Annotated in this window: 23 protein-coding genes; 13 read left to right on the top strand and 10 right to left on the bottom strand. The window is 72.6% G+C overall.

What is annotated here, in order from left to right:
• Positions 1–30 precede the first annotated feature (30 nt).
• Positions 31–3189, bottom strand: a complete 3159-nt coding sequence (gene ileS / locus ACGFIV_RS19575; RefSeq protein WP_392836587.1) for an isoleucine--tRNA ligase — start codon at positions 3187–3189, stop codon at positions 31–33.
• A gap of 681 nt (positions 3190–3870) precedes the next feature.
• On the opposite strand from ileS, the gene ACGFIV_RS19570 reads away from it, so the two are divergent.
• From ACGFIV_RS19570 to ACGFIV_RS19560, 3 genes are read left to right on the top strand one after another with little or no spacing between them, the layout of a single operon-like run.
• Complete coding sequence (locus tag ACGFIV_RS19570; protein WP_358561328.1) at positions 3871–4272, top strand: TraR/DksA C4-type zinc finger protein; 402 nt, start codon at positions 3871–3873, stop codon at positions 4270–4272.
• Positions 4236–4868, top strand: coding sequence for a signal peptidase II (lspA, locus tag ACGFIV_RS19565; RefSeq protein ID WP_392836584.1), 633 nt, complete (start codon positions 4236–4238; stop codon positions 4866–4868). Before ACGFIV_RS19570 ends, lspA begins: the two co-directional genes overlap by 37 nt.
• A complete protein-coding gene (locus ACGFIV_RS19560; RefSeq protein WP_392836610.1) occupies positions 4861–5790 on the top strand; it encodes an RluA family pseudouridine synthase in 930 nt (309 codons plus the stop codon). Before lspA ends, ACGFIV_RS19560 begins: the two co-directional genes overlap by 8 nt.
• Before the next feature lie 13 nt (positions 5791–5803).
• Here ACGFIV_RS19560 and ACGFIV_RS19555 read toward each other — a convergent pair whose 3' ends face one another.
• The 3 genes from ACGFIV_RS19555 to ACGFIV_RS19545 all read right to left on the bottom strand — a co-directional run bounded on the left by ACGFIV_RS19555 (position 5804) and on the right by ACGFIV_RS19545 (position 11389).
• Positions 5804–7273, bottom strand: coding sequence for a protein kinase (locus tag ACGFIV_RS19555; protein WP_392836581.1), 1470 nt, complete (start codon positions 7271–7273; stop codon positions 5804–5806).
• Between the two features lie 43 nt (positions 7274–7316).
• Positions 7317–8807 (bottom strand): serine/threonine-protein kinase, encoded by a 1491-nt coding sequence (locus ACGFIV_RS19550; RefSeq protein WP_358561267.1) that lies wholly within the window; start codon positions 8805–8807, stop codon positions 7317–7319.
• Positions 8808–8875: 68 nt separating this feature from the next.
• The gene (locus ACGFIV_RS19545) at positions 8876–11389 is read right to left on the bottom strand and encodes a protein kinase (RefSeq protein WP_358561270.1); all 2514 of its coding nucleotides are present in this window, start codon (positions 11387–11389) and stop codon (positions 8876–8878) included.
• 355 nt (positions 11390–11744) lie between these two features.
• Between ACGFIV_RS19545 and ACGFIV_RS19540 the strand changes: the two genes are divergently transcribed.
• Positions 11745–12785 carry a chorismate mutase gene (locus ACGFIV_RS19540; RefSeq protein WP_392836575.1) on the top strand — a complete coding sequence of 347 codons (1041 nt, stop codon included), beginning with the start codon at positions 11745–11747 and terminating at the stop codon, positions 12783–12785.
• Positions 12786–12843: 58 nt separating this feature from the next.
• Here ACGFIV_RS19540 and ACGFIV_RS19535 read toward each other — a convergent pair whose 3' ends face one another.
• On the bottom strand, positions 12844–15156 hold the full coding sequence (locus ACGFIV_RS19535) for a transglycosylase domain-containing protein (protein WP_392836572.1): 2313 nt from the start codon (positions 15154–15156) through the stop codon (positions 12844–12846).
• Between the two features lie 125 nt (positions 15157–15281).
• The gene (murA, locus tag ACGFIV_RS19530; protein WP_358560957.1) at positions 15282–16586 is read right to left on the bottom strand and encodes a UDP-N-acetylglucosamine 1-carboxyvinyltransferase; all 1305 of its coding nucleotides are present in this window, start codon (positions 16584–16586) and stop codon (positions 15282–15284) included.
• A gap of 117 nt (positions 16587–16703) precedes the next feature.
• On the opposite strand from murA, the gene ACGFIV_RS19525 reads away from it, so the two are divergent.
• Positions 16704–17273, top strand: a complete 570-nt coding sequence (locus ACGFIV_RS19525) for a hypothetical protein (RefSeq protein WP_392836568.1) — start codon at positions 16704–16706, stop codon at positions 17271–17273.
• Here the strand turns inward: ACGFIV_RS19525 and ACGFIV_RS19520 are convergent.
• Together ACGFIV_RS19520 and ybaK are read right to left on the bottom strand one after the other, a co-directional pair.
• Positions 17270–18673 (bottom strand): amidase, encoded by a 1404-nt coding sequence (locus tag ACGFIV_RS19520; RefSeq protein WP_358560963.1) that lies wholly within the window; start codon positions 18671–18673, stop codon positions 17270–17272. The genes ACGFIV_RS19525 and ACGFIV_RS19520 overlap by 4 nt on opposite strands.
• Positions 18674–18773: 100 nt before the next feature.
• Complete coding sequence (gene ybaK / locus ACGFIV_RS19515; protein ID WP_358560966.1) at positions 18774–19274, bottom strand: Cys-tRNA(Pro) deacylase; 501 nt, start codon at positions 19272–19274, stop codon at positions 18774–18776.
• A 101-nt stretch (positions 19275–19375) separates the two neighbouring features.
• On the opposite strand from ybaK, the gene hisD reads away from it, so the two are divergent.
• From hisD to hisF, 8 genes are all read left to right on the top strand, one after another.
• Positions 19376–20680, top strand: a complete 1305-nt coding sequence (hisD, locus tag ACGFIV_RS19510; protein WP_392836563.1) for a histidinol dehydrogenase — start codon at positions 19376–19378, stop codon at positions 20678–20680.
• 5 nt (positions 20681–20685) lie between these two features.
• Positions 20686–21837 carry a histidinol-phosphate transaminase gene (locus ACGFIV_RS19505; RefSeq protein ID WP_358560092.1) on the top strand — a complete coding sequence of 384 codons (1152 nt, stop codon included), beginning with the start codon at positions 20686–20688 and terminating at the stop codon, positions 21835–21837.
• Positions 21834–22454, top strand: coding sequence for an imidazoleglycerol-phosphate dehydratase HisB (hisB, locus tag ACGFIV_RS19500; RefSeq protein ID WP_358560090.1), 621 nt, complete (start codon positions 21834–21836; stop codon positions 22452–22454). Before ACGFIV_RS19505 ends, hisB begins: the two co-directional genes overlap by 4 nt.
• Complete coding sequence (locus ACGFIV_RS19495) at positions 22451–22606, top strand: hypothetical protein (RefSeq protein WP_358560088.1); 156 nt, start codon at positions 22451–22453, stop codon at positions 22604–22606. The genes hisB and ACGFIV_RS19495 overlap by 4 nt, the downstream gene beginning before the upstream one ends.
• A 46-nt stretch (positions 22607–22652) precedes the next feature.
• Positions 22653–23294: an imidazole glycerol phosphate synthase subunit HisH gene (gene hisH, locus ACGFIV_RS19490; protein WP_358560086.1), complete on the top strand. Its 642-nt coding sequence runs from the start codon at positions 22653–22655 to the stop codon at positions 23292–23294.
• A gap of 100 nt (positions 23295–23394) precedes the next feature.
• Positions 23395–23733: a hypothetical protein gene (locus tag ACGFIV_RS19485; RefSeq protein WP_392836556.1), complete on the top strand. Its 339-nt coding sequence runs from the start codon at positions 23395–23397 to the stop codon at positions 23731–23733.
• A gap of 2 nt (positions 23734–23735) precedes the next feature.
• Positions 23736–24458, top strand: a complete 723-nt coding sequence (priA, locus tag ACGFIV_RS19480) for a bifunctional 1-(5-phosphoribosyl)-5-((5-phosphoribosylamino)methylideneamino)imidazole-4-carboxamide isomerase/phosphoribosylanthranilate isomerase PriA (RefSeq protein ID WP_392836553.1) — start codon at positions 23736–23738, stop codon at positions 24456–24458.
• On the top strand, positions 24455–25225 hold the full coding sequence (gene hisF / locus ACGFIV_RS19475) for an imidazole glycerol phosphate synthase subunit HisF (RefSeq protein WP_358560080.1): 771 nt from the start codon (positions 24455–24457) through the stop codon (positions 25223–25225). Before priA ends, hisF begins: the two co-directional genes overlap by 4 nt.
• Positions 25226–25379: 154 nt before the next feature.
• Here hisF and ACGFIV_RS19470 read toward each other — a convergent pair whose 3' ends face one another.
• On the bottom strand, positions 25380–25541 hold the full coding sequence (locus tag ACGFIV_RS19470; RefSeq protein ID WP_358560078.1) for a hypothetical protein: 162 nt from the start codon (positions 25539–25541) through the stop codon (positions 25380–25382).
• Between the two features lie 329 nt (positions 25542–25870).
• Positions 25871–26506: a TIGR03085 family metal-binding protein gene (locus tag ACGFIV_RS19465; protein ID WP_392836548.1), complete on the bottom strand. Its 636-nt coding sequence runs from the start codon at positions 26504–26506 to the stop codon at positions 25871–25873.
• Between the last annotated feature and the right edge of the window lie 164 nt (positions 26507–26670).

Genomic DNA, 26670 nt, shown 5'->3' with positions numbered 1-26670 from the left:
GGGGAGTGGTCCCGTGGCCCGCCGGGTCGGTCAGGCTTCCGCTCGGGTGAGGTGGAAGGTGAGGCCCAGGTCCTCGTCGCGGTGTCCGGGCAGGTCGGTGGCGGGTGCCCCCTCGGTCATCGTGGTCGCCAGGACCTCGTCGGCGACCCTCTGGCCGTCCGCCCGCAGGGCCTCGGCGAGGTCGCCCGAGGCCGACCACCACAGGGAGATGCGGTCGGTGATCGAAAGGCCGCTCGACTTGCGGGCGTCCTGCACCAGGCGGATGACCTCGCGGATGAGGCCGGCACGCGAGAGCTCGGGCGTGACCGTCAGGTCGAGGGCGACGGTCTCGCCGGTGCCCGTGCCGACTGCGCCCGTCTCGACGGCCCAGCCCGCCCGCGGCTGCTCGGTGACGATCAGCTCGTCCGGCCCGAGGGCGACCTCGGACCCGTCGACGACCACCGTGGCCGCCTCGCCCGCGCGGACCTTCGCGGCCAGCGCCGCCGGGTCGGCGGCCGTGATGGCGGCCGCGACCTCCTTGGTGCCGCTGCCGAAGCGCTTGCCGAGCGTGCGGAAGTTCGGCTTGACGGTGAAGGAGACCAGGTCGGCGGAGAACGACGACAGGTCCTCCAGCGCCTGCACGTTCAGCTCCTCGGCGATCAGCTCGCGCAGCGAGCCGGGCAGGGACGCCCAGCGTGAGGCGCCGACGAGCGCGCGCCCGAGAGGCTGGCGGGTCTTGACGCCGCTGGACGCGCGCGCCGACCTGCCGAGCTCCACCAGGCGGCGTACCAGGGCCATCTGCTCCGACAGGCCGGAGTCGAGCAGGTCCTGGTTCACCTCCGGCCACGTGGTCAGGTGGACCGAGGAGGGCGCCTCGGGGGCGCGCAGCACGTCCCACAGGTAGTCGGTGAGGAACGGCACCAGGGGCGCCATCAGCCGCGTCACGGTCTCCAGGGACTCGTACAGCGTGGCGAACGCCGAGACGTCGCCCGACCAGAACCGGCGCCGGGACCTGCGGACGTACCAGTTGGACAGGTCGTCGAGGAACTCGGTCAGCCGCCGCCCGGCCCGCGTGGTGTCGAACGTCTCCAGCGCGTCGGTTACGTCGGAGACGGTCCGGTTGAGCTCCGCCAGGGCCCAGCGGTCGATCAGCGGGCGGTCGGCGTACGCGGGGGCCTCCGCCAGCCGCCCAGGCGACCACGACTCGGCGTTGGCGTACAGCGTGAAGAAGGAGGTCGTGTTCCAGTAGGTCAGCAGGACCTTCCTGACGATCTCCTCCAGGGTGCCGTGGCCCACCCGGCGCGGCGCCCACGGGGAGCCGGAGGTCGCCATGAACCAGCGCAGCGCGTCGGCGCCGTGCTCGTTCATCAGCGGGATCGGCTGGAGCACGTTGCCGAGGTGCTTGCTCATCTTGCGGCCGTCCTCGGCGAGGATCAGGCCGAGGCACAGCACGTTCTCGTACGCCGACCGGTCGAACACCAGCGTGCCGACGGTCATCATCGAGTAGAACCAGCCGCGGGTCTGGTCGAGCGCCTCGCAGATGAACTGGCCGGGGTAGGACTTCTCGAAGACGTCGTTGTTCACGTGCGGGGCGCCCCACTGGGCGAACGGCATGGCGCCGGAGTCGTACCAGGCGTCGATGACGTCGGGGACGCGGCGGGCCTCGGCCCCGCAGGTCGGGCAGGCGAAGGTGACGTCGTCGACGAACGGCCGGTGCGGGTCGAGGGCCGACAGGTCGAGCCCGGCGTGCTCGCCCAGCTCCTTCAGCGACCCGACGCAGGTCACGTGGGACTCGTCGGCCGAGCACACCCACAGCGGCAGCGGAGTGCCCCAGTAACGCGACCGGGACAGGGCCCAGTCGACGTTGTTGCGGAGCCACTCGCCGTAGCGGCCCTCCTTGATCGTGGCCGGGAACCAGTTGGTGCGCTCGTTCTCGGCGAGCAGCCGGTCCTTGATCCGGGTGGTGCGGATGTACCAGGAGGGGAGCGCGTAGTAGAGCAGCGGCGTGTGGCACCGCCAGCAGTGCGGGTAGCTGTGCTCGAAGTGGCTGCCGCGGAACAGCAGGCCGCGGGCCCGCAGGTCCTCGGTGAGCCCCTCGTCGGCGTCCTTGAAGAACCGGCCGCCGACCTGCGGCACGCTGGCCAGGAAGCGCCCGTCGGGGCCGATCGGGTTGACCACCGGCAGGCCGTACCGCTTGCAGGTCGTCATGTCGTCGGCGCCGAACGCCGGAGCCTGGTGGACCAGGCCGGTGCCGTCCTCGACGGTGACGTAGTCGGCCAGCACCACGTAGTGGGCGCCGGGGATGTCGACCAGCTCGAACGGCCGCGCGTACGGCGTGTGCTCCAGCTCGGAGCCCTGGACGCGCTCGGTGACCGTCCAGTCCTCGCCGAGCGCGCTCGAAACCAGCGGCTCGGCCACGACGACCGGCCGCTCGCCGTCCTTGGCCGCGACGACGTACGTCACGTCGGGGTGGACGGCCACGGCGGTGTTGGACACGAGCGTCCACGGCGTGGTGGTCCAGATGAGCAGGTCGGCGCCCTCGAAGCGGCCGGAGGTCACCGGCATCCGCACGTAGACCGACGGGCTGGAGACGTTCTCGTACCCGCCGGGCTGGCCGAGCTCGTGGTCGGACAGGCCGGTGCCGCAGCGCGGGCAGTACGGGGTGATGCGGAAGTCGCGGAACAGCAGGTCCTTGTCCCAGATGACCTTCAGCGACCACCAGACGGCCTCGACGTAGGAGGGGTCCATCGTGCGGTAGGCCTGGGACATGTCGACCCAGTAGCCCATCCGCTCGGTCATCTCCTCGAAGGCGTCCACGTGGCGCCGCACCGACTCGCGGCAGCGCTCGTTGAACTCGGCGATGCCGTACGCCTCGATCTCGGGCTTGCCGGACAGGCCCAGCTCGCGCTCGACGGCGACCTCGACGGGCAGGCCGTGGCAGTCCCACCCGGCCTTGCGGGGGACGTTGAACCCGCGCATCGACTTGTAGCGGGGGAAGACGTCCTTGAAGACACGCGCCTCGATGTGGTGCACGCCGGGCATGCCGTTGGCGGTGGGAGGCCCTTCGAAGAAGATCCAGGACGGGCCGTCCGCGTTCTGTTCGAGCGAGCGTTCGAATACCTTGCCGTCGCGCCAGCGGTCGAGCACCTCCGCCTCGAAGGCGGGCAGGTCGACCTGCGCGGGGAGCGGGCGGAAGTAGGGTGCGGACATCGTAGGGGCATACCTCCACGCGAGCGTTTCTCCATGGCGTGGAGGGACGAGGCCGACGGCCCCGCGGTACCACCCTCCTTGACCCCCTCCGGAGAACTTTCCCGAAAAGAGGCCCACTCTTGTCATCGCTGCCGGTTCTACCGGGCCGCGCGCAGCCGTCGAGCTGATCGCTGCCGTTCCTCCGGCGGCTCCGGGGTGATCTTCCCTCCGGCTCTCGCCCCGGGCTCGCACCGTCCCCGGGTCGCTCGTGCGAGTAGGGCACGGAGGTACTCGTCCCCATCAACGCCTTGCAATCTAAAACGATATCCCACCCCGGGCCGAGCGCCGACCCGTTTATGCGGTGACGCCGGGGTACGGCCGGCCGCCGCTTACCGGGGCGTCGCGAACGGGGTGAACGCGGACGCCCGCGCGGCGGGCGGAAAGGCAGGCGGCGGAGGAGGCGCGCGTGGCCGTGGCCTCCTCGGACGTGCGGCTCGCGGAGGTACGCCTGGTAAGTGGAGCGACAAGCACGGATAAGATCCTGGAGATCATCGGTAATGAGCAGGAATTGACCGAAAGGGCTGCGCTGTTACTGATGACGTAAACGGTCGGCGCGTCGTTTGTTCTTCCGATATGGCCGACCTATGCTTCCCGCACTGCTCATGGCTCATGGCGATCGGCGAGGAGGCCTTCATGGCCGGTATGACGCGTGCGGCGAAGACCGTCACCGAAACGGACGGCGCCGCCGGCTGGACCAACGGGGAGATCTCCGAGGTCCGCAAACGCCTCCAGGGTGAGATCGAGGAGCTCAACGCCGAGGTCGCCCGCTCCGAGTCGCAGATCGCCTCGGGGGACATCAGCGACAGCGCGGGAGACGACCAGGCCGATGCCGGGGCCAAGACCTATGAGCGGGAACGCGAGATCGCCCTTACCCTGAATGCGCGAGATCTGGTCGCGCAGAACGAGCGGGCGCTCGCCCGCATCGACGCAGGAACATACGGAGTGTGCGAATCGTGCCACAAGCCGATCGGCAAGGAACGCCTCCAGGCGTTCCCGAGGGCGACGCTATGCGTGTCGTGCAAGCAGCGGGAGGAGCGTCGCTGAACGCATCGCCGGAGACCACCGACGGGACGGAGCCGCTCCGCGGCAAGCGCATCGGCTCCCTCGCGGTGGTGGCGGTGCTCATCTACGTGCTCGACCTCGTCACCAAGACCCTTGTGGTGAGGCTCCTGGAGGGCGGGGAGCCGGTCCGCGTGGCCGGCGACCTGCTCCGGTTGCGGGTGATCCGCAACTCGGGCGCCGCCTTCAGCATCGGCACCGGCATGACGATCATCTTCACGGTGATCGCGGCCGGTGTGGTCATCGCCATCCTGCGCACGGCGCGCCAGCTCCGCAGCGTCCCCTGGGCGATCACGCTCGGGCTGCTGCTCGGCGGCGCCATCGGCAACCTCACCGACCGCGTCTTCCGCTCTCCCGCCCCGTTCCAGGGACACGTCGTCGACTGGATCGAGGCCTTCCCCGTCACGCACTTCCCGGTGTTCAACATCGCCGACTCGGCGATCGTCTGCGGCGGCGTCCTCGCGGTCTTCCTCGCCTGGCGGGGCTACCAGATCGACGGGTCCCGCGTGGGGGACGAGCACACCACGACGCAGAGCGGCAAGGACGAGCAGGGGGAGCGTGGAGATGAGCGTCATGGGTGAACAGCGCAGCCTCCCGGTTCCCGACGGGCTGGAGGGGGAGCGCCTGGACGCCGCGCTGGCGCGGCTGTTCGGCTTCTCCCGCACCCTCGCCGCCGAGCTGATCTCCGCGGGTGACGTCCAGGTCGACGGCGCGGCCGCGGCCAAGTCCGACCGGGTGCGCGCGGGCGCGTGGCTCGACGTCGTGATCCCCCCGCCGCCCACCATGCCCGCGCCGGTGGCGGAGCCCGTCCCGGGCATGCGCGTCCTGTACGAGGACGACGACATCATCGTGATCGACAAGCCGATCGGCGTGGCGGCGCATCCCACCGTGGGCTGGACGGGCCCGACCGTCCTCGGCGGCCTGCTGGGCGCCGGGCACCGGGTGGCGACCAGCGGCGCGGCCGAGCGCCAGGGCATCGTCCACCGCCTCGACGCCAACACCACCGGGGTGATGGCGGTCGCCAAGAGCGAGATGGCCTACTCCCGGCTCAAGCGGGCCTTCAAGGAGCGCACGGTCGAGAAGCACTACCACGCGATGGTCCAGGGGCATCCCGATCCGCTGCGCGGCACCGTGGACGCCCCCATCGACCGGCACCCGGCCGGCGACGGCAGGTTCGCGGTCGTGGCGGGGGGCAAGCCGTCGATCACGCACTACGACACCATCGAGGCGTTCCGGGCGGCGTCGCTGCTCGACATCAAGCTGGAGACGGGCCGCACCCACCAGATCCGGGTCCACATGTCGGCCCTGCGGCACCCCTGCGTCGGAGACCTGGCCTACGGCGCCGACCCCACGCTCGCGGCCCGGCTGGGCGTGACCCGCCAGTGGCTGCACGCGGTCTCGCTGGCGTTCGACCACCCGGCGAGCGGCGAGTGGGTGACGTTCACCAGCGACTACCCCGAGGAGCTCGCCAGGGCCCTCGACCGCGTCCGCGCCGAATCCTGAGGGCCCCGGGGTCCTACACCTCCGGCACGGGGGGGCCGTGGTCGACGACGGCGCGGCCGTCGTTCTGGCTGCCCTGGCTGTCGCCGCCCTGGTCGCCGTGCTGGTCGGCCTCGCCCTCACCGGGCGGTATGACGTTGTCGCTGGGCTTCTCGGTCTTCTGGGTCTTCTGGGTCTTCGTGGGCTTGGGAGCCGGTTCGGACGAGGGCTTGTCCTTGGTCTTCTCCGGCTTCGGGTTCTCGCGCGTGGGCGCCGGGGCCGAGGAGGCCGGTGCCCGGGAGGGCGGGTCCTGGCTCCGCCGCTGGTAGGTCTCCTGCGGCGACTGCCGGGTCACCGGCTCGGTGGTGGGCGTCACCGACACCGTCACCCGGACGGTCGGGGAGGTCGCCGGGGTCTGCCCGGTGCCCGCCGACCGCGCGGTCACCCATGCCAGGCCTCCGGCCACCAGGCCGACGGAGACGATCAGCGCCGTGAGTCCCGCCAGCGCGATGCCACGCCCCCCGGCGCCCGGCCGCGCCTGCGGGGGCACCGCCCCGGGCACGGTGAGGGCGGGTACGGGCGTGGGGCCGGTGGCGCGCCCGGCGATCGGCCCGGAGGCCCGCATGGGGACCGGCGCGGGCAGGGAGGAGGCGGGAGCCGTCGGCTCGGGCTGGATGCCGGCCGCCACCATGCGCAGGTAGCCCTCCGCCTCCGCGGCGGTGAACCGCTCGGCGGGGTCCTTGTGGAGCAGGCCCATGAGGACGGGGCCCATCGGCCCCGCAAGGCGCAGAGGCGCGGGCGGGTCGTGCATGACCGCGCCCAGCGTCGCCAGCGGGTTGCCGCGCGCGAACGGCGAGCGTCCCTCCGCCGCGACGTACAGCGTCACCCCGAGCGACCACAGGTCCGAGGCCCGCGTCGCCTGGCCGCCCTCGGCCCGCTCCGGCGCGATGAACGCCGGGGTGCCGATGAGCGTGCCCGTACGGGTGACGGGGGAGTCGTCGTCCAGGGTGGCGATGCCGAAGTCGGTGAGCACGGCCCGGCCGCCCTCCTGGGCGAGCAGGACGTTGTCGGGCTTGACGTCCCGGTGCAGCACTCCGGCCCGATGCGCGGCGCGCAGGGCGGAGAGCACCTGGAGCCCGATCTGCGCCACGCGGTCGGGCGGAAGCGGTCCCTGGTCGCGGACCACGGCTCCCAGCGTGTCGGACGGCACGAGTTGCATGACGATCCAGGGGTGGCCGCCCTCCTCGAACACGTCGTAGACGGTGGCGACACCGGGGTGGCTCACCCGTCCCGCGGCCCGGGCCTCCCGGAACGTACGTAACGAGAAGATCTCACGTTCTGGTCCGGTGAGCTCCGGAGGCGCGATCAGCTCCTTGACGGCGATCTCGCGGCCGAGTATCTCGTCATGGGCCCGCCAGACGGTGCCCATCCCACCGCGGCCGATCAGTTCAAGCAGACGGTAACGGCCTGCCACGACTCGGTCTGTGACCTGGGAGGAATCCGGCATGTCACGCCAGCTACCCCGATTGCCAGGTCACATGCGCCTAAAATCACGACAGGCGTAAACTCTTCGCAAACCTATCGAAATAGGCAGATTCTTCTTTCCAGTCGTCCTCGGTGGTGTGCAGATAGATCGCGACCTGCCGCCCGTCCGCCGTGGTGAGGAGCCGGTCGAAGACGTGGAAACGGCCGGCCCCCTGCGCCCAGGTGAACTCCCAGTCGGCGGCCGGCCGCCCCTTGAAGGTCACCGACCGCAGGGCCAGGAGCGCGTACCCGGGGAGGTTCCCCTTGGCCAGGGCCTGCATCTCGACGTCACGCAGCGCGGTGAGCGGATCGCCGTCGGTCCAGGGGGTCAGGTCGACCAGCAGGTAGCTGCGCGAGCCGGGGGGCCGGAACCACACGCGGGCCTTCTGCCGGTTGTACGCCACCCAGTCGTCCGGCAGGGCCAGGGAGAAGCCCAGCGGGTCGACATGGGTGCCCCAGCCGCCCGGAAGCGAGGGGACGGGGCTGCGGGACGGGGAGGGTGGGGAGCTCGCCGGCACGGAGGCCGACGAGGTGACCGGGGGAGGCGAGACCGGCGTGGAGGTCCCGGCGGCGGTGCCCGCGAACTCGCGGTAGCCGTACCAGCCGGCCAGGCCGATCACGGCCAGGAGCAGCAGCGGCAGGCCGGCGACCAGCGCCAGCCGTAAGCCCGGCGAGCGAGGGCGCCGCGCCCGCCCGGGGGGCCCGGCCGCCACCCGGCGTAACGCCTCGGCCGCGTCGGCGGCGGCCACGCGGCCTTCGGGCTCCTTGCGCAGCAGCCCCTGGATCACCGGAGCGAGCGGCCCGGCGAGTCGCATGGGCTCGGGCTGGTCGTTGAGCACGGCCGCCATCGTGGGCACGGGCGCGCCCCTGTCGAAGGGCGGCCGGCCCTCCACGGCGGCGTACAGCGTCGCGCCGAGGGACCACAGGTCGGACTGGGGGACGGCGGGACGGCCGCGCAGGCGTTCGGGCGGCATGAACGCCGGGGTGCCCGAGAGGTTGCCGGTCGTGGTGAGAGCCGTCTCCTCGGGCATCGTGGCGATGCCGAAGTCGGTCAGGACGACCCGGCCGTCGTCGGTCAGCAAAACGTTCTCGGGCTTGACGTCACGGTGGAGCACCCCGGCGGCGTGCGCCGCGCGGAGCGCGCCGAGGATCTGGGTGCCGATGTCGGCCACCGAGCGGGGGTCGAGGGGGCCGTCCGCGCGCAGGACCTCGCCCAGGGAACGGGACCTGACCAGCTGCATGACGATCCAGGGACGGCCGTCCTCCTCGATGACGTCGTGGACGACGACCACCGAGGGATGGTCGAGGCGCCCGGCGGCCCGCGCCTCGCGGATCGTGCGCCGGTTGAAGGCCACGCGGTCGTCCTCGTTGATCGCGTGGTAGAGGACCTCCTTGACCGCGACGGGCCGGTCGAGGAGCTCGTCGTGGGCCAGCCAGACCACGCCCATGCCGCCACGGCCGATCGCCTCCAGCAGGTGGTACCTGCCGGCGACCCGGCGCTGCGCCTCCGCGGTCACGTCGCCCCGACCCTCCTTCGCCCGTGCTTGCATCGTCCCATAGCCGGGCCTTGGCTGGAGCGTGACCTTTATTTGGCGGGCTTGAAGGTCGCGGCGAGGGTCTCGAAGAGCTTTTTCTTCTTCTTCCAGCCCTCGTCCTGGGTCTTGAAGAGCAGCGCGTAGCCGTTGTTCTTGTCGGTGACGAAGCCGCGGTCGATGACGCGCGAGCGGAACCGGCCGTCGCCGAAGGTGAACTCCCAGTCGGCCGCGGTCTTCCAGTAGTCCTTGACCTCCCTGATGGCGATCAGGTTGTAGCCGGGGAAGTTCCTGCTCATGCCCGGCGCGTCGCGCCGCCAGACCTTCAGGGCGTCGGACTCCGGGCTGGAGGTGTGGTGGACCTCCAGGTAGGTGTGGGAGTCGCCGCGGAAGCGGACCTCGCCGTTGCCCCTCCCGTCGACGCTCCACCCCTTCGGCAGCGCGACGGAGAACCCGCTTGAGTGCTTGTACTTGTGCCAGCCCTCCGGGACGTCCCCTGGGCCGATGGCGGTCGGCTTGGGGCTGGGCGACGGCTTCGCGGTCTCGGTCGGCGAGGCGGTCGGCGAGGCGGGGGGCGAGGACGGCGCGGGGGAGGCGGCCGAGGACGGCGCCGCGGAGCCGCCGGTCGCGGGGGGATCGGCCTGCGTCGAGGAGTGACCGCCGGTCGCGGACGCCTCGCCCGAGGGCGTGCCGGCGTTCCGCGCGCCCAGCCACAGGGCGATGCCCGCCACGACCAGGACCACGGGAACGGCCAGCAGCACGACGCGCAGCATCGGCACCTGGCGGCGTCCGAAGCCGCCGTCCTCGTCGTCGCCGGGCGACATGGGGAACAGCGCCGGTTCGATCGAGGTCGCGGCGTGCTCGACCGAGGTGGCGGGCCCCACCGAGGTGGACGCCGCGGTGAGGGGCCCGGGATCCTCTGACGCGGCGGACGCGGCGGACGCGGCGTAGGGCCGCTTCCGCGACTCGGGCCGCGTCTCCACCTCGCTGCTTCTCGACGGCCTCGGGACGCGCGTCGGCGGGTGTGCCTCGTACCCGTCGGGGGCCGCCACCGAGGCGGCGGCCGGCAGGGAACGCTCCTCGGGCGGCTTCACCGGCTGCACGGGCGCCGCCTTGGGCGTGGCCGCCCGCCCCGTGGTGGGAGCTTTGACGGGCTTCCTCGCGGCCGCGGGCTTCACGGGCTGTACGGGCGCCGAAGGCCTGACCGGCCGCGCGGACGTGGGCGGCTTGACGGGCCGTACGGGCGCGGAGGGCGTCTCGGACGCGTCGGTCCCCCGCGCCGGGGACGCGGCCCTCTCCGCCTCCTCGGCCTCGTGGGGCTCCTCGGACGCGGGACGCGCGGGAGCCTCGCCGGAGCCGGCCCCCGTGGTCACGGGATCCCCCGTGGTCACGGGAACCTCCTCGGACGCGGGAGCCTCCTCGGACGCGGGCGTCCGCTTGGACGACGGAGGCTGCTTGGCGGCCGGGGCCTGCTTGAACGACTGCATCTGCCCGAGCGCCTCGGCCCGCCCGCGTACGTCCGCGGGGGCCGGGGCCCGCCCGCCGGTCTCGACGCGGCCGTCCGGGGTCCTCGGGGCGGGGACCTCCGCCGCCGCGACGTCCGCCTCGCCCGGCAGTGCGGCGTCGGGCCGGGGAGCCTCGGGCCGACGCTGCGGCCTGGCGCTCTCACGGGGCTGCCTCGGCTCCTTCGGCTGCATGCGCGAAGGGCTGGTGGCGGGCATGGGAAGTGGGGTCGCCGGCAGGGTGCGCTGGCTGGTCATGGGCGCCGAGGAACGGTCCTCGGCGATGCTGCGCAGCATGCGCTCGGCCTGGTCGGCGGTCAGCCGCTCGGCGGGGTGCTTCTCCAGCAGCCCCGACAGGACGGCGCCGAGGCGCCCGGCGCGTGTGGCGGGCTCCGGCTCGTCGTTCAGCACGGCGTGCATCGTGGCCATCGCCATGCCCTTGTCGTGCGGCGGCCGGCCCTCGACGGCGGCGTACAGCGTGGCGCCGAGCGACCACAGGTCGGACTCGCGCTGGGCGGAGTGCCCACGGAGCCGCTCGGGGGCGATGAAGGCCGGCGTGCCGACGAGCCCCGTGCGGGTCATCGTCGTGTCGGTCTCCATGCGCGCGATGCCGAAGTCGGTCAGCACCACCCGGCCGTCATCGGTGAGGAGGACGTTCTCGGGCTTGACGTCACGGTGCAGCACACCGGAGGCGTGGGCGTGGCGCAGCGCCTCCAGGATCTGGAGCCCGATCTCGGCGGCCATGCGCATCGGCAGCGGCCCATCGTCGCGCAGCACCTGGCCGAGGGACCGGGAGTCGACGAGCTGCATGACGATCCACGGCCGGCCGTTCTCCTCGATGACGTCGTGGACCACGACGACGTTCGGGTGCGACAGCCGCCCCGCCGCCCGCGCCTCGCGCAGGGTGCGGCGGTTCAGCTCGGCGACCTCGTCGTCCTGCGGGTCACCGGGATAGCGGACCTCCTTGACCGCCACGGCGCGATCAAGCAGCTCATCGTGGGCGCGCCACACGATGCCCATGCCACCACGGCCTATGGCCTCAAGCAGCTGGTAGCGGTTGGCCACGCGGCGCCCCTGTTGCGGTCCACTCGGCCGTGCTTCCGACATCACCCGCCGCTACCCCCTTCCAGGCCACTGAATCGTCCCATAGAGGTGCGCAGGTGCAAACGCGGCTTCCCGCGTGCCGTCCGGCATCTGAGATGGGGCGTCCACCAGGTGGAGCGCGCCTGATAACCTCGGTGCCATGACTTGCTATTTCATGTTCATCTGCCCGGTTCCCGCGGGGCCGGTCCCTGTCACATGATCTAGCGGCCATCCTCAGCCGGCAGAGGGCGGAGACGAGGGTGTCTCTGCCTTTTCGTCGTTCCAGACCCCCGCCGGCTCGCGGCCGTCGCGGCCGGCGCCCACAGAGGGAGCCGACATGTCATCCACCGGCCAGCCGGGCACGCACACGGTACGGATCGGGAGCCTCACCGTGGGAGACGGCCCCGCGGTCGTCGTGGGAGGCGCGACGGCGCCCACGACGGACGCGGCGTACGTCGACGTGCGGTGGCTGAGCCTGCGCGACGACCGGCAAGCCCCCGCGGACCGGCGGCACCGCCATGAAGCCGCCCCCGCCGCCGGGTCCGCCGCCGGGTCCGTCGCCGGGGCGAGGGACGGGTGGGACGGGCCGCTGCTGGTGGAGCCCGGCTCGCCGGTAGACCTTCCCGAGATCGCCGCGCACGCCGACGGGGTGGTGCTCGGGGCCGCGTGGACGGGCGACCTCGCGCTCGTACGGGCGGCGGCGGGCCTCGGCCTCCCGGTCGTCCTGCGGAGGGACCCCGAGACCTCCCTGGACGACTGGCTGGACCTCGCGGGCCGCTGCGCGGCCGAGGGCGGCGCGGCCGTGGTCCTGTGCGAGGGCGGCCGTACGCGCCCGGCCGACCTGGCGCTCCTGCGGGCCGCGCGCGAGAGGTCGGGGCGCCCGGTCCTGGCGGCGCCCGGAGAGGACGCGGGGCTGGCGGGCGCGGCGGTGGCCGCCGGAGCGGACGGCCTGTGGCTCGCCCCCGAGGCCCCCGCCGAGACGGTCGCGGCGGCACGCGAGGCCGTGACCCTGATCGGCGCGCTCGTACGCCGCGAGGCCCCGGCGACGCTGGCGGAGGCGCGGGGCGCCATCGACCGGGTCGACGCGGCGCTCGCCGTGCTGCTGGAGCGCAGGGCGGGCCTCGCGGGCACCGTGCAGAGGCTCAAGCCCGTCGGCGGGTTCGCCGGGCGGGACATGGAACGCGAGCGCCAACTGGTCGCCGCGATGGCCCGCCGGGCGCCCCTCCTCGGAGAGGCGCGGCTCGCGCCCATCATGAACGCCGTCATCGAGAGCGGGCTGCACCTCGCCGAGGAGCTCAGAGGCGACTCACGGGAGCCGGCGGACGAGAGCCGGCGACGCGACCAGGCCCTCGCCGGCCGGCACCCGGACCACGACTGAGGCCGCGGGCCGGGTCACGCCCTGAGAGCCACGGGCCGGCCGGCGCTCGTGGGCGGGGTCACCAGGCCTCCCGGGTCCGGGTGGGACGGTCGGGGACCCAGCGTTCCTCGACGCCGCCCGGTGAAGGCTCCCGGTATCGGCGTCGCTCGCGTGGCGGGGCCCACGGATCCTCCTCCGGGCTGATCCAGAAGGGGTCCCATCCGTCGTCCGCGTGCCGGCGCGAGTGGTGGCGGAGCCGGCCTTCCCGTCTCTCGCCCTCCTCCCCGGCCTCCAGCCGGGGTTCGAGGAACTGGTCCTCGGGCTTCAGGCCAGGAGTCGACCCGCCCCCGAACCGCCCCATGTCGGGCGCGGTGAACGAGGTCGGCGGCAGGTAGCTCAGCGCCGCCTCCATGGACTGGACCCAGATCGGGCCCGGCAGGGACGCCCCCTGGACGCCGCCGTAGGACTGGCCGCCGATCTCCACGTTGGTCAGCGGGTACTTGTAGGCGCCCCTGATGTCGCCGACGCTGACGGCCGCCGCCAGGTCCGGGGTGTAGCCGGCGAACCAGGCCGAGGTGTAGCCGTTGTTGGTACCCGTCTTGCCCGCGGCGGGCCTGCCGATGCCCTGCCCCCTCATCGTGCCTTTGGTGAAGACCCCGGAAAGGATGTGGTTGACGGCGTCGGCGACGTCCTGCTCGATGGCGTCCGTGCAACTCGGCGAGATCGCCGTACGCCTGCCGCGCCGCTCGGAGATCTCCAGGATGGCCATCGGGCGGCAGTAGCGGCCGCGGGCCCCGAACGCCGCGAAGGCGCTCGCCACCGTCACCGGGTCCATCTCGTTCACCCCGAGGGTGAAGGTCGGCACCTCCTTGAGCGGCTCGCCGTCCGCCCTGACGATGCCCAGCGACCTGGCCGTGCGGACCACGTCACACAGTCCGACGTCGCGCTCCAGCATCATGTAGAAGATGTTGACCGACTGCCAGGTGCCGGTGGACAGGCTGTGCGGGCCGCCCTTCCCCTCGCCGCCGGCGTTGTAGACGACCGAGTCGGGGTCGTTGACCTTCTTCCCCGCGCAGTTCTTGTACCCCGAGGAGGGGACGAAGCGTCCGGGGGTGTCGAAGCCCTGGTCGAACCGCCAGCCCTTCGCCAGGGCCGTGGCGAGCGTGAACGCCTTGAACGTCGACCCCGCCTGGAACCCCTGCCCGCCGCCGTGCGCGGTGTCGGCCGGCAGGTTGTACGTCGTCTTCGGGCCGTCGTTCCTGTCGCCGGGGTTGATCCCGTACTGCTTGCTCGCGGCCAGGGCGCGGATGCGTCCCGTGCCGGGCTCCACCATCGCCTCGGCGGCCACGTCGTTGTCCTTGGCGTGGACGTGCGCGGAGATCGCCTTCTCGGCGGCGCGCTGCGCGTTTCGGTCGAGGGTGGTCCTGATCACCAGGCCGTCGCGGTACAGGCGTCGCTCGCGCTCGGCGCGGGTCTGCCCGAAGGCGCGGTTGGTCGCGATCTCCTTCTGCACGTACAGGCAGAAGAACGGGAACTCGCTCTCGGAGCACCCGCCGGGCTCGGGCCGCAGGTTCAGGGCCAGCGGCGTGGCCTTCGCGGCGTCGGCCCGCACCTGCGGGATCATCCCGAGCTGCGCCATGCGGTCGAGCACGAGGTCGCGGCGTTCCAGCAGCCGCCTCTGGTGGACCTCGCCGAGGGTGGGGTCGGTGAAGTACGGCGTGCGCACGGCCCCCGCCAGGGTGGCGGCCTGGGCCGGGGTCAGCGCGGCGGCGGAGGTGCCGAAGAACCGCTGCGCCGCGGCCTGCACGCCGAACGCGCCCCCGCCGAAGTAGGCGATGTTGAGGTAGCGCACGAGGATCTGGTCCTTGGTGTACTTCTTCTCCAGCCCCATGGCGTACCGCAGCTCCTGGAGCTTCCTGCGGATGCTGGGGGCGCGCGCCATGTCCCGCTCGGCCTCCGAGTGGGCGTTCTGCAGCAGGATGTTCTTCACGAGCTGCTGCGTCAGCGAGGACCCGCCCTGCCGGATGCCGCCCGCCTTGGTGTTGGCGATGATCGCCCGCAGGGTGCCCTTGAGGTCGAGCCCCGCGTGCTCGTAGAACCGGGAGTCCTCGATGGCGACCATCGCCTTGAGCATGACGGGCGCGATCTTGCCGATGTCGACCGACTGCCGGTTCTGGACGTAGAACTGGGCGAACTGCTTGCCGTCCTTGTCGAGCAGCCGGGTGCGCTCGGGCAGCGGGGCCTCGCGCAGCATGGTCGGCACCTCGAAGAAGTCGTGCGCGGCGCTCCGCGTCAGGATGCCCGCCCCGCCGACCGCCGGGAGCGCGACGGCCGCCGCCAGCAGGCCGCCGACCACGCCCGCGACGCCGAGCGCCGCGATGCTCACCGGCACCGGACGCTCCCTTGGGCGGCGCTGCGCTGACTCGCCGCCGGGTGTCCGGCGGCCGTCGGATCCCGAGGTCACGGGGATAGAAGTGCGACCCAGGGAACGTCGGCAAACGCCCTACCGAGGAATCTTTACGCTTCCCGGTTGATCTTCAACCCAAGTGAGGTGAACTGGTCGAAAACGCGGTGGTATCCACGTTCGATGTGGTGGACGCCCCGCAGCGTCGAGGTGCCCTCGGCGACGGCCGCGGCGAGCACTCCGGAGAACCCGGCGCGGATGTCGGGCAGGGTGACGTCGGCCCCCCGGAGCTTGGAGACGCCCCTGACGACCGCGGAGTGCCGGGCGTTGGTGTCGTGGTAGCGGCATGCGGGCCCGCCTAGGCACACGTCGAAGATCTCGATCTCGCAGCCCATCTTCTGCAGGGCGGGCACGTAGACGAGCCGGTTCTCGAAGACGGTCTCGTGCAGGACCGACATGCCGTCGGCCTGCGTGAACAGGACCATCAGCGGCGTCTGCCAGTCGGTCATGAAGCCGGGGTGGGTGTCGGTCTGCACGGCGGCGGCCCGCAGGCCGTTCGGCGCGGAGGCGGTCAGCCAGTCGTCGGTGATGTCGAATGTGGCGCCCATGCGGGCGAGGGTCGTGATGGCGGTGACGAGCCGGTCCTGCGGGCAGCCGTGCACGCGGACCTCGCCGCCGGTGATGAGCCCGGCCACCAGGTAGGAGAAGGCCTCGATGCGGTCGCCCGCGAGCCAGGTGGAGGCCCCGCGCAGGCGCTCGACGCCCTCGATGACGATGCGGCGGTCGGGGCTGAGCTCGATGCGGGCGCCCATGCGCTGCAGGAACAGCGCCAGCTCGACCACCTCGGGCTCGGTGGCGGCGCCCTTGATGACGGTCTTGCCCTCGGCGAGCACGGCGGACAGAAGGATCGTCTCGGTGGCGCCGACGCTGGGATAGGGCAGCTCGATGCGGGTGCCGCGCAGCCGGGTGGCCTTGGCGAAGATGCCGGTGTCGCGCACCTCGACCTCGGCGCCCATCGCGCGGAGCGCCTCGACGTGGAAGTTGACCGGCCGCCGCCCGATGGGGTCGCCGCCGACGAGCGGGACGTACGCCTCACCGGCCAGGTGCAACAGCGGGCCGAGCATCAGGATCGGGATGCGGTTGAGCCCGGTGAAGGCCTCCGGCACCCGGGGCCTGATCTCGGGGCCGCGCTCCAGGGTGATCTCGCCCCCGCTGATGTCGACCTCGATGCCGAGCGCCTCCAGCATCGCGGCGGTGATGCCCACCTCGCCCACCTCTGGAGCGTTGTGGAGCGTGCTCGGGCCGATGCCGAGCATCGCGGCGACCATGTGCTTGGACACCGCGTTCTTCGAACCGCGTACTTCGACGTCCCCCCGCAGAGGTCCGGACGACTCGATCAGCCATACCTCTTCGCTCACGGGGGACAGCCTAACGGGGGCGGGGGCGAACCAGGAGGCGCGGCGGCGGGGCTTACATCGGTACCATGTGCGGATCCGTACGCTGGTACAGGGACGCGTGACAGGCGAGGTGATCGGGTGCGGCATCTGCGGGACTTCGTGGCGACCGTGGTCGTGCTCGCCCTCTTGGGCGTGGCGGCGGGTTTCCTGTGGTCGGCCCTCGCCCCCCGCACGCCGTACGTCATCACCAAGACGGGCCCCGAGCTGACCGACCCCACCACCCAGTCCCTGATCGCGGCCGATGGCTGGTTCGCCGTCGTGACGGGCGTCGCGGGGCTCGCCTGCGGGGTCGTCGCCTACCTGATCGCGCGCAAGGGGCGCGCGATCGCCCTGCTGGCGGGGCTCGCGGTGGGCGGCCTGCTCGCCGGCTTCCTCGCCCTCAGCGTCGGCACGTCGCTGGGGGGCTCGATGGTCCAGGCGGCGGCGCCGCGTTCGGCCGGGCTCGGGTCCACGGTCGACGTGCTCGGCGTCACCGCGCGCGGCGTGCTGCTGAGCTGGGCGCTGGTCGGCGTCGCGATCTTCGGCATCCTTGAGTCCGTCGACGGCCGCGACACGCCCGAGCCGGAGCCCGCGCCCGTGTCACCCGTGCCCGTGCCGCCCGTGCCCGACCCCGGCGACGGCCGCGACGGGGGCCACCAGCCCCGTTAGCGGCCGAGCGCGGGGCGCCTCGCCCCGTGGCCGGTCGCCCGCTCGAAGGCGTGGGCGGCCCTGAGCACCGTGAGGTCGTCCCACGGCCGCCCGATGATCTGCACGCCGACGGGCAGCCCGCCCGGGGTGAACCCGCACGGCACCGAGGCCGCGGGGGCGTGCAGGACGCTGATCCAGTACGCCGAGCGCATCCACGCCAGGTAGTCGGGCATCGGCGTGCCCGCCACCTCGGTGACGTACGGCTGGTCGACAGGGAAGGGCGGCACCTGGCTGACCGGGGCGATCAGGATGTCGTGGTCGTCGAAGAAGGCGTTCATGCGCTGGAACAGGCCGCTGCGCAGGCGTTCGGCGCGTGCCAGGTCGGCGCCGGTGACCTCGCGCCCCCGCTCGATGTTCCAGGCGACGTTCGGGCCGACCTCGCCCGCGGGCAGGTCGCCGAAGGCGCTCGCGTAGTACCAGGCGCGGTAGGTGCGGAACGCGTCCTCGGCGTCCGCGAGGTCGAGATCGACCTGCTCGACCTTGGCCCCGAGGCCGGCGAGCACGCCCGGCGCCCGCGCCGTCACCGCGGCCGTCTCCGGGTCCACGGGCAGCCCGCCGAGGTCGGGGCTCCAGGCCACCCGCAGGCCCGCCAGGTCGCACTCCAGGGGCCCGGCGAAGGCCGAGCCGTCCTCCCTGACGGCGAACGGCGAGGTGGGCGCGAAGCCGGAGATGACGCTCATCAGCAGCGCCGCGTCGCTGACGGTCCTCGCCAGGGGGCCGGAGACGCCGAGGCTGAACCAGGCCGAGGTCGCCGAGGCGTCGGGCACCCGGCCCGGGGTCGGCCGCAGCCCGACCACGTTGCAGAACGACGCGGGGTTGCGCAGGGACCCGCCCATGTCGGATCCGTCGGCCAGCGGCACCATGCCGGAGGCCAGCGCGGCGGCGGCCCCGCCGCTGCTGCCGCCCGCGCTGCGGGTGAGGTCGTAGGGGTTGCGGGTGGCGCCGAACACCTCGTTGACGGTGTGCGAGCCGGTGCCGAACTCCGGCGTGTTGGTCTTGCCCACCGTGATCGCCCCCGCCGCCCGCGCGCGCCGCACCACCAGCGCGTCGGCCTCGGGCACGTGACCGGCGAAGATCGGCGAGCCGTACGTCGTGCGGATGCCGGCCGTGTCGGTGAGGTCCTTGTAGGCGATGGGCAGGCCGTGCAGCGGCCCCCGCCAGTGCCCGCGGACGAGTTCGTCGTCGAGCTTGCGCGCCTGCGCGAGCGCCTGGTCGGCGACCAGCGTGACCACCGCGTTGACCTCGCCGTTCACCTCGTCGATCCGCCGGAGGTGCGCCTCGGTCAGCTCGGCCGCGCTGATCTGCCTGTCGCGCAGGAGGCCCAGCATCTCGGTGGCGGACAGATAGAACAGCTCGGTCACTCTCGCTCCTTCGGGCACGCGGGGCCTGGTGTCATGGCAGGTGACGCCAGTCTGGTCACCCGAAACGCCGGAAGGCGACGGCAAGGGTTGCCAAGCGTGGTCAGGGCGCCTTGCCGATGGGAGCGGTGACCGCCTGGGTGAGGCGCACCAGCTCGGCGGGGGCGGTCTCGATCTGCAGCCCTCGCCGCCCGGCCGAGAAGTAGATCGTCTCGAACTCCAGCGCGGAGGAGTCGACCACCGTGGGCAGGGCCCTGCGCTGCCCGAGCGGGCTGATGCCGCCGACGACGTAGCCGGTGACCCGCTCGACCTTGGCCGCGTCGGCCATGGCCGCGCGCTTGCCGCCCAGGGCGGAGGCGAACGCCTTCAGGTCGAGCTTGCCGGAGACGGGCACGACCGCGACCGCGAGCCCGGTCTCGACCTCGGCCACCAGGGTCTTGAAGATCCGCTCGTACGGCAGGCCGAGCGCGTCGGCGGCCTCCTCGCCGTACGCCTGGGCGTTCGGGTCGTGGTCATAGGGATGGAGGGTGAAGCCGATCTCTGCCCTGGCCAGCGCCACGGTGGCGGGAGTGCCCTGGCCTCCCTTGTTCTTCGTCTTGCTCACGGCCCCCAGCTTAACGGCAAGTTAAAATCTACAATGTAAAGGCGCCGTCCGAATGGCGGACTGGAACCGGATCGGGGTGCCACCCTCCGTAGACTGGACCGGTGATATCCCGTATCGACCTGCGCGGGTCCCTTCCGGACGACCTGCGCGACGTGCTGCCCCGCGCCGAGCTCGACGTCGAGGCCGCCCTTTCGAAGGTGCGGCCCATCTGCGACGACGTGCGCCATAGGGGAGTGGCGGCCGTGCGGGAGCTGACCGCCCGGTTCGACGGCGTGGAGCTCGGCTCCACCCGCGTGCCCGCCGAAGCCCTCGCCGAGGCCCTCGCGGGGCTCGACCCGGCCGTGCGCGCCGCGCTGGAGGAGTCGATCCGCAGGGCGCGCCTGGTCCATCGCGACCAGCGCAGGACCGACACCACCACGAAGGTCGTCCCCGGCGGCACTGTCACCGAGCGGTGGGTGCCGGTCGACCGGGTCGGCCTCTACGTCCCCGGAGGGCGCGCGGTCTATCCGTCGAGCGTCGTGATGAACGTCGTGCCCGCCCAGGAGGCGGGGGTGGCGTCCCTGGCGGTCACCTCACCGCCGCAGGCCGACTTCGGCGGGCTGCCCCACCCGACCATCCTCGCGGCGTGCGCGCTGCTCGGCGTCGAGGAGGTGTACGCCGTCGGCGGCGCCCAGGCCGTGGCGATGTTCGCCTACGGCACCGAGGAGTGCGCCCCGGTCCGCATGGTCACCGGCCCCGGCAACATCTGGGTCGCCGCAGCCAAGCGCCTGCTCAAGGGGCGCATCGGCATCGACTCCGAGGCGGGCCCGACCGAGATCGCCGTCCTCGCCGACGACACCGCCGATCCCGCCCACGTCGCCGCCGACCTGATCAGCCAGGCCGAGCACGACGTGATCGCCGCCGCCGTGCTGGTCACCACCAGCGAGAAGCTCGCGGAGGCGGTCGAGAAGGAGCTTCCCGGGCAGGTCGCCGCCACGCGGCACGCGGGGCGCATCGCCGAGGCGCTGGCCGGGCCCCAGTCGGGCATCGTGCTGGTGTCCAGCCTCGACGACGGGCTCCGGGTCGTCGACGCCTACGCCGCCGAGCACCTGGAGATCCAGACGGCCGACCCCCACGAGGTCGCCGCCCGGGTCCGTAACGCCGGCGCGGTCTTCATCGGCCCGTACGCCCCGGTGTCCCTCGGCGACTACCTCGCCGGCTCCAACCACGTGCTGCCGACGGGCGGCTGCGCCTGCCATTCCTCGGGCCTTTCCGTGCAGACATTCCTGCGGGGCGTTCACGTGGTCGACTACACCCGTGAGGCCCTTGAGGAGGCCGCGCCGCACGTCTACGCGCTGTCGGAGGCCGAGGACCTGCCCGCGCACGGCGCCGCCGTCCGCGCGAGGTTCGGCGGGGGGTCCCGGTGACGTCCGTGAGCCCGCGAGGGGCCGTGAGCCTCGACGACCTGCCGATCCGCGACGACCTGCGCGGGCGCTCGCCGTACGGGGCGCCCCAGATCGACGTGCCGGTCCGGCTGAACACCAACGAGAACCCCTACCCGCCCTCTCCCGGCCTGGTCGCCGACCTGGCCGAGGCCGTGCGGCGTGACGCCTCGGAGCTGAACCGCTATCCCGACAGGGACGCCGTGGCCCTGCGCGAGGACCTGGCGGCCTACCTCGGCCACGGGCTCACGGCCGGCCAGGTGTGGGCCGCCAACGGCTCCAACGAGGTGCTCCAGCAGATCCTCCAGGCGTTCGGGGGCCACGGGAGGTCGGCGCTGGGCTTTGAGCCGTCGTACTCCATGCATCCGATCATCACGACCGGCGTCTCCACGCGATGGATCGCCGGCTCCCGTGAGGACGACTTCGGCGTCGACCCGGGTAAGGCCGTGGCCGCGATCGAGGAGCACCGCCCCGACATCGTGTTCCTGACCAGCCCCAACAACCCCACGGGTACGGCTCTGCCGCTTCCGGTCATCGAGCGGGTGGTCGAGGCGGCGCCGGGCATGGTCGTGGTCGACGAGGCCTACTTCGAGTTCGCCCGCACCGGCACGCCGAGCGCGCTGAGCCTGCTTCCCGGCAACCCCCGGCTGATCGTCACCCGCACCATGTCCAAGGCGTTCGCCATGGCCGGCACGCGCCTCGGCTACCTGGCGGCCGACCCCGCCGTGATCGAGGCACTGCTTCTGGTGCGCCTGCCGTATCATCTGTCGACGCTGACCCAGGCCGCGGCCCGGGTGGCGGTCGCGCACCGCGACGAGCTGCTCGGCACCGTCGACCGGCTGCGCGCCGAGCGCGACGCCTGCGTGGGGTGGCTGCGGGAGCGGGGCCTGTCCGTGGCCGACTCCGACGCCAACTTCGTGCTGTTCGGCCGGTTCGCCGACCGCCACGCGGTCTGGGAGGCGCTGCTGGAGCGCGGAGTGCTGATCCGCGAGGTCGGCCCGCCCGAGTGGCTGCGCGTCTCCGTCGGCACGGCCGGCGAGATGGCCGCCTTCCGCGAGGCCATGACCGGTGTCCTGGCCGAGTCCCGAGTGATCCCCGCGCCCGGAAGGCCCGCGCGCGACGACCTGGAGGAAATCCTGTGACCAGTCCCGCCGTGGGCGAGCCGAGGCCGAGGACCGGCCGCGTCGAGCGTACGACCAAGGAGACCTCGGTGCTGGTGGAGGTCGACCTGGACGGCACCGGCAGGGTCGAGGTGTCCACCGGGGTCGGGTTCTTCGACCACATGCTGGCCCAGCTCGGCAAGCACGGCCTGTTCGACCTCACCGTGAAGACGAACGGCGACCTGCACATCGACTCCCACCACACGATCGAGGACACCGCCCTCGCGCTGGGGGCCGCCTTCCGTGAGGCCCTGGGCGACAAGTCGGGCATCCGTAGGTTCGGGAACGCGTCCTGCCCGCTGGACGAGTCGCTGGCCGAGGTGACGGTCGACCTGTCCGGGCGCCCCTACCTGGTGCACTCCGAGCCCGAGGGCATGGCCCCGATGATCGGCCCCGAGTACGACACCACCCTCACCCGGCACATCCTGGAGTCCTTCGTCGCGCAGGCCGCGATCTGCCTGCACGTGCGCGTGCCGTACGGGCGCAACGCCCACCACATCGTCGAGGCGCAGTTCAAGGCCCTCGCCCGCGCGCTGCGCGAGGCCACCGAGCGCGACCCGCGCGCCACGGGCGTGCCCAGCACCAAGGGCGTCCTATGAGCTCGAACTGGACCGCGGTCGCCATGGTCTTCATCGGGCTCTTCATGCTCGGCGGCATCTACTCGTTCCTCAAGCAGGGGCTGAAGATCGGCGCCGTCGTCCTCGGAGTCGGCGCCGTGCTCGCGATCACCGCGGGGGTGCTCTGGTGGTGAGCGCCGCCTTCTCCGGCTTTGAAACGCGCACCCTGGGGGTGAGGTCATGACCAAGGTCGTCGTCCTCGACTACGGCTCCGGCAACCTGCGGTCGGCCGAACGGGCGCTCGCCCGCGTCGGCGCCGACGTCACGGTGACCGCCGACTTCGACGCGGCGCTTTCGGCCGACGGGCTCGTCGTCCCCGGGGTCGGAGCCTTCAAGTCCTGCATGACCGGGCTGAAGGCCGTGCGCGGTGAGCAGGTCATCGGCCGCCGCCTCGCCGGCGGGCGTCCCGTGCTCGGCATCTGCGTCGGCATGCAGATCCTGTTCGCCGAGGGGGCCGAGTACACCGAGGAGGGCCATGAGCGCGACGAGGGCTGCGGCGAGTGGCCCGGCGTCGTCGAGCGGCTCGACGCGCCGATCCTTCCGCACATGGGGTGGAACACCGTCCAGGCGCCCGAGGGGTCGGTGCTGTTCGCCGGGCTCGACGACGCCACGCGGTTCTACTTCGTCCACTCGTTCGGCGTGCGCAAGTTCGAGCTTGAGGCCGGCCCCGGCTTCGCCCAGCCGCTGGTCACCTGGGCCGAGCACGGCGTTCCGTTCGTCGCGGCGGTGGAGAACGGCCCGCTCATGGCGACCCAGTTCCACCCCGAGAAGTCCGGCGACGCGGGCGCGGCGCTGCTGACGAACTGGCTGGGCACGCTGTGAGCCCCCGCAGGACGGCCCGCCGCGCCGTGGTCTTATCCGGGCGGGTCCGGCACGCCCCGGCCCGGCACGCCGTTACCCGTCTTGCCGGCTAGGGGTCCGCGTGAGCAAGGAGCGCGCGCGCCGGCGCGCCGAGCGTGAGGCCGAGCAGGCGCGTCAGGCCGCCACGCGCGCCAGGCGCGAGGAGCGCAGGGCCAGGTGGCGAAGGCTGCGCGGCAGGCTGGCCTCGGTGGTGCCGAAGCCGATCCGGGTCGCGCGCCAGGGCGGCCTGATCGCCAGGCGACGGCGGGCGCAGAACTCCGTCGTCGCCGTCCTGTTCGTGCTCGTGCAGGCGGCCTCCTGGCTGCTGCTGAGCGGGTGGGCCGCCCGGGTGGGCGTCCTTGTGTTGTCCCTTCTGCTCTTTCCGGTGCTCGTCACCGTCATATTCGACCGGAGGTCGTAACAATGTCGCTGGTTCTGTTGCCCGCAGTGGACGTCGCCGATGGCCAGGCCGTGCGCCTCGTCCAGGGTGAGGCGGGTACGGAGACCTCGTACGGCGACCCGCTCGCCGCGGCTCTCGCGTGGCAGCAGGCGGGTGCCGAGTGGGTCCATCTGGTCGACCTGGACGCCGCCTTCGGCAGGGGCTCCAACCGTGAGCTGCTGGACTCGGTGGTGGGCGCGCTGGACGTCGACGTCGAGCTGTCGGGCGGCATCCGTGACGACGCGTCCCTTGCGGCGGCCCTGGCCACGGGGTGCAGGCGGGTCAACATCGGCACCGCCGCCCTTGAGGACCCCGCCTGGTGCTCGAAGATCATCGCCGAGCACGGCGACCGCATCGCGGTCGGCCTCGACGTGCGGGGCACCACGCTCGCCGCCCGTGGCTGGACCAAGGAGGGCGGCGACCTGTGGGAGGTGCTCGACCGGCTGGAGTCCGACGGCTGCCCCCGGTACGTCCTCACCGACGTCACCAAGGACGGCACGCTGCGCGGGCCGAACCTCGACCTGCTCCGCCAGGTGTGCTCCCGCACCGACAAGCCCGTGATCGCCAGCGGGGGCGTCTCCTCTCTCGACGACCTGCGCGCGCTGTCCACGCTGGTCCCGCACGGGGTCGAGGGCGCCATCGTCGGCAAGGCCCTGTACGCGCAGGCGTTCACGCTGGAGGAGGCTCTCGCGGCGGTGAGGGCATGACCGTCGCGGTACGCGTGATCCCCTGCCTGGACGTCGACGCCGGGCGGGTGGTCAAGGGCGTCAACTTCGAGAACCTGAGGGACGCCGGCGACCCCGTCGAGCTGGCCCGGCGCTACGACGCCGAGGGCGCCGACGAGCTGACGTTCCTCGACATCACCGCGTCCTCCGGTGACCGCGAGACGATGTTCGACGTGGTCCGCCGCACGGCCGAGCAGGTGTTCATCCCGCTGACCGTCGGCGGGGGAGTGCGGTCGGCCGACGACGTCAACCGCCTGCTCCGCGCGGGCGCGGACAAGGTGTCGCTGAACACCGCCGCCATCACGCGCCCGGAGCTGCTGACCGAGGCGTCCCGCCGGTTCGGGGCGCAGTGCGTGGTGCTGTCGGTCGACGCGCGGCGCGTCGTGGACGGCCCGCCGACCCCCTCGGGCTTCGAGGTGACGACGCACGGAGGGCGCAGGGGCACGGGCATCGACGCCGTCGAGTGGGCGCGCCGGGGTCAGGAGCTGGGCGTGGGCGAGATCCTGCTGAACTCGATGGACGGCGACGGCACGAAGGGCGGGTACGACCTCGCGATGATCCGGGCCGTGCGCGAGGCCGTGACCGTGCCGGTCATCGCGAGCGGAGGGGCGGGCGCGCTCGACGACTTCCCTCCGGCCGTGGACGCGGGAGCCGACGCGGTGCTCGCCGCCAGCGTCTTCCACTTCGGCCAGCTCAAGATCTCCGACGTCAAGGACACGCTGCGCAGGGCCGGGCATCCCGTCAGATAGGCGCCGCCGGGGTCGCGGCGGTGGGGCCGCCGCCGCGACAGCGGTGCCGTCAGCCGGCACGTGACCCACCGCGCCCCGACCAGCGCCACCAGTGAGGAAGCGCCGTCAGTGGCAGCGTCGTCAGTGGGAAAGCGTCGTCAGTGGGACAGCGTCGTCAGTGGAGCAGCTTGGAGAAGAACATGGCGAGTTGCCCCGCGCCCGAGCTGATCCCGGTGAACATGCCCTTGACCGCGGTCGCCGCCTCGGCCGGCCGTGAGTACATGTAGAAGACCGTGAAGGCGATGACGAGGTACAGCAGTACCTTCTTGGTCTTCATCGGATGGCCTCTCCCGTGGTTCCAGTGACGTGGTCCTACCCGAAGCGCGGAGTGGCCGATCTCCGGAATCGGTCACGTGGTGCCCCCGTGCCGATCATGGTCAGGGCATGGATGTCCCATCCGCTATGCAACGGATGTCCGTAATACCCGTCACACGCGCCACAACGGACACGGGACCGAGGGGGTTCCACGCCGCGCGGACGCGTGTCCCTCCGCGCGGGGCCTGGACGCCGTCCCCGCGGGCAACGGCGTGGCGATGACCAAGCGGCGCGCCCGTCACTCGGACGCGCCCGTCCCACTGAGAACGGCGCGCGGGCACGCCGCCGGGATTAGAGGCCCAGCTTGGCGCCGCGCAGCCGCTCGATCGAGACCTCGTCGCCCTCGTAGGTCACCCGGGCGTGGTCCTGGCGGCCGAAGCAGAACAGCAGGAGCTCGGCCGGCTCGCCGGTCACGATCACGTGCGGCTCGGCCTTCTTGCCCCCGGCCTTCCGCCCGTCGGCACCGCGCAGCACCACGCCGACCGGCGACCGGCGGAGCATCAGCCGCGCGCCTCCCGCCACCCTCTTCCAGATGGCCTCCACCAGGTCGGCGGGCAGCTCGCGCGGTTCCCAGCCGGGCTGGGCCCGCCGGACGTCCTCGTGGTGGACGAGGAACTCCAGCGTGTTGACCACCGCGTCGAGGCCGGGCACCAGGCCGTACGGCGACCACCGCGGCGGGCCCTGGCGCACGTCGTCGACCAGTTCGCGGTAGGGCTTGCCGGTCTTGACCTTGTTCTGCACGGACGCGGTGTAGCCCGCCAGAGGCTTGATGGCGATGCCGCCGACGGCGTCCGGCCGGCGCTCGCGGAGGACGAGGTGGGCGGCGAGGTCGGCGGTCGTCCACCCCTCGCACAGCGTCGGGGCGTCGGGGCCCAGACGGTCGAGAAGGTCACTCAGTGCTTCGCGCTCGGCGCGTGCGTGCGTCACCCTGATCACCTTACAAGGGGGGTCCTGGGGCCGATCGTCCGCCATAGGGGTGGGAATAAACGGCTTGCGCCGGATGATAGGGATTGAGGCAGACGTTCCCCCGTCCAGCAGAACAGACCGGCCCTCACCAGGCATGGCCCCCGTCGAGAGGATCCCCCGCGTGC

The organism is Sphaerisporangium sp. NPDC049003 (assembly GCF_043197795.1).
Lineage (GTDB): Bacteria > Actinomycetota > Actinomycetes > Streptosporangiales > Streptosporangiaceae > Sphaerisporangium.
The sequence above is the reverse complement of the archived record's forward strand: the minus strand, read 5'-3'. Positions and strand labels throughout refer to the sequence as shown.

Coding starts and splice junctions, on each gene's coding strand:
- ileS (WP_392836587.1), bottom strand. CDS start 3,189: ATGTCCGCACCCTACTTCCGCCCGCTCCCCGCGCAGGTCGACCTGCCC.
- ACGFIV_RS19570 (WP_358561328.1), top strand. CDS start 3,871: ATGACGCGTGCGGCGAAGACCGTCACCGAAACGGACGGCGCCGCCGGC.
- lspA (WP_392836584.1), top strand. CDS start 4,236: ATGCGTGTCGTGCAAGCAGCGGGAGGAGCGTCGCTGAACGCATCGCCG.
- ACGFIV_RS19560 (WP_392836610.1), top strand. CDS start 4,861: ATGGGTGAACAGCGCAGCCTCCCGGTTCCCGACGGGCTGGAGGGGGAG.
- ACGFIV_RS19555 (WP_392836581.1), bottom strand. CDS start 7,273: ATGCCGGATTCCTCCCAGGTCACAGACCGAGTCGTGGCAGGCCGTTAC.
- ACGFIV_RS19540 (WP_392836575.1), top strand. CDS start 11,745: ATGTCATCCACCGGCCAGCCGGGCACGCACACGGTACGGATCGGGAGC.
- ACGFIV_RS19495 (WP_358560088.1), top strand. CDS start 22,451: ATGAGCTCGAACTGGACCGCGGTCGCCATGGTCTTCATCGGGCTCTTC.
- hisH (WP_358560086.1), top strand. CDS start 22,653: ATGACCAAGGTCGTCGTCCTCGACTACGGCTCCGGCAACCTGCGGTCG.
- priA (WP_392836553.1), top strand. CDS start 23,736: ATGTCGCTGGTTCTGTTGCCCGCAGTGGACGTCGCCGATGGCCAGGCC.
- hisF (WP_358560080.1), top strand. CDS start 24,455: ATGACCGTCGCGGTACGCGTGATCCCCTGCCTGGACGTCGACGCCGGG.
- ACGFIV_RS19470 (WP_358560078.1), bottom strand. CDS start 25,541: ATGAAGACCAAGAAGGTACTGCTGTACCTCGTCATCGCCTTCACGGTC.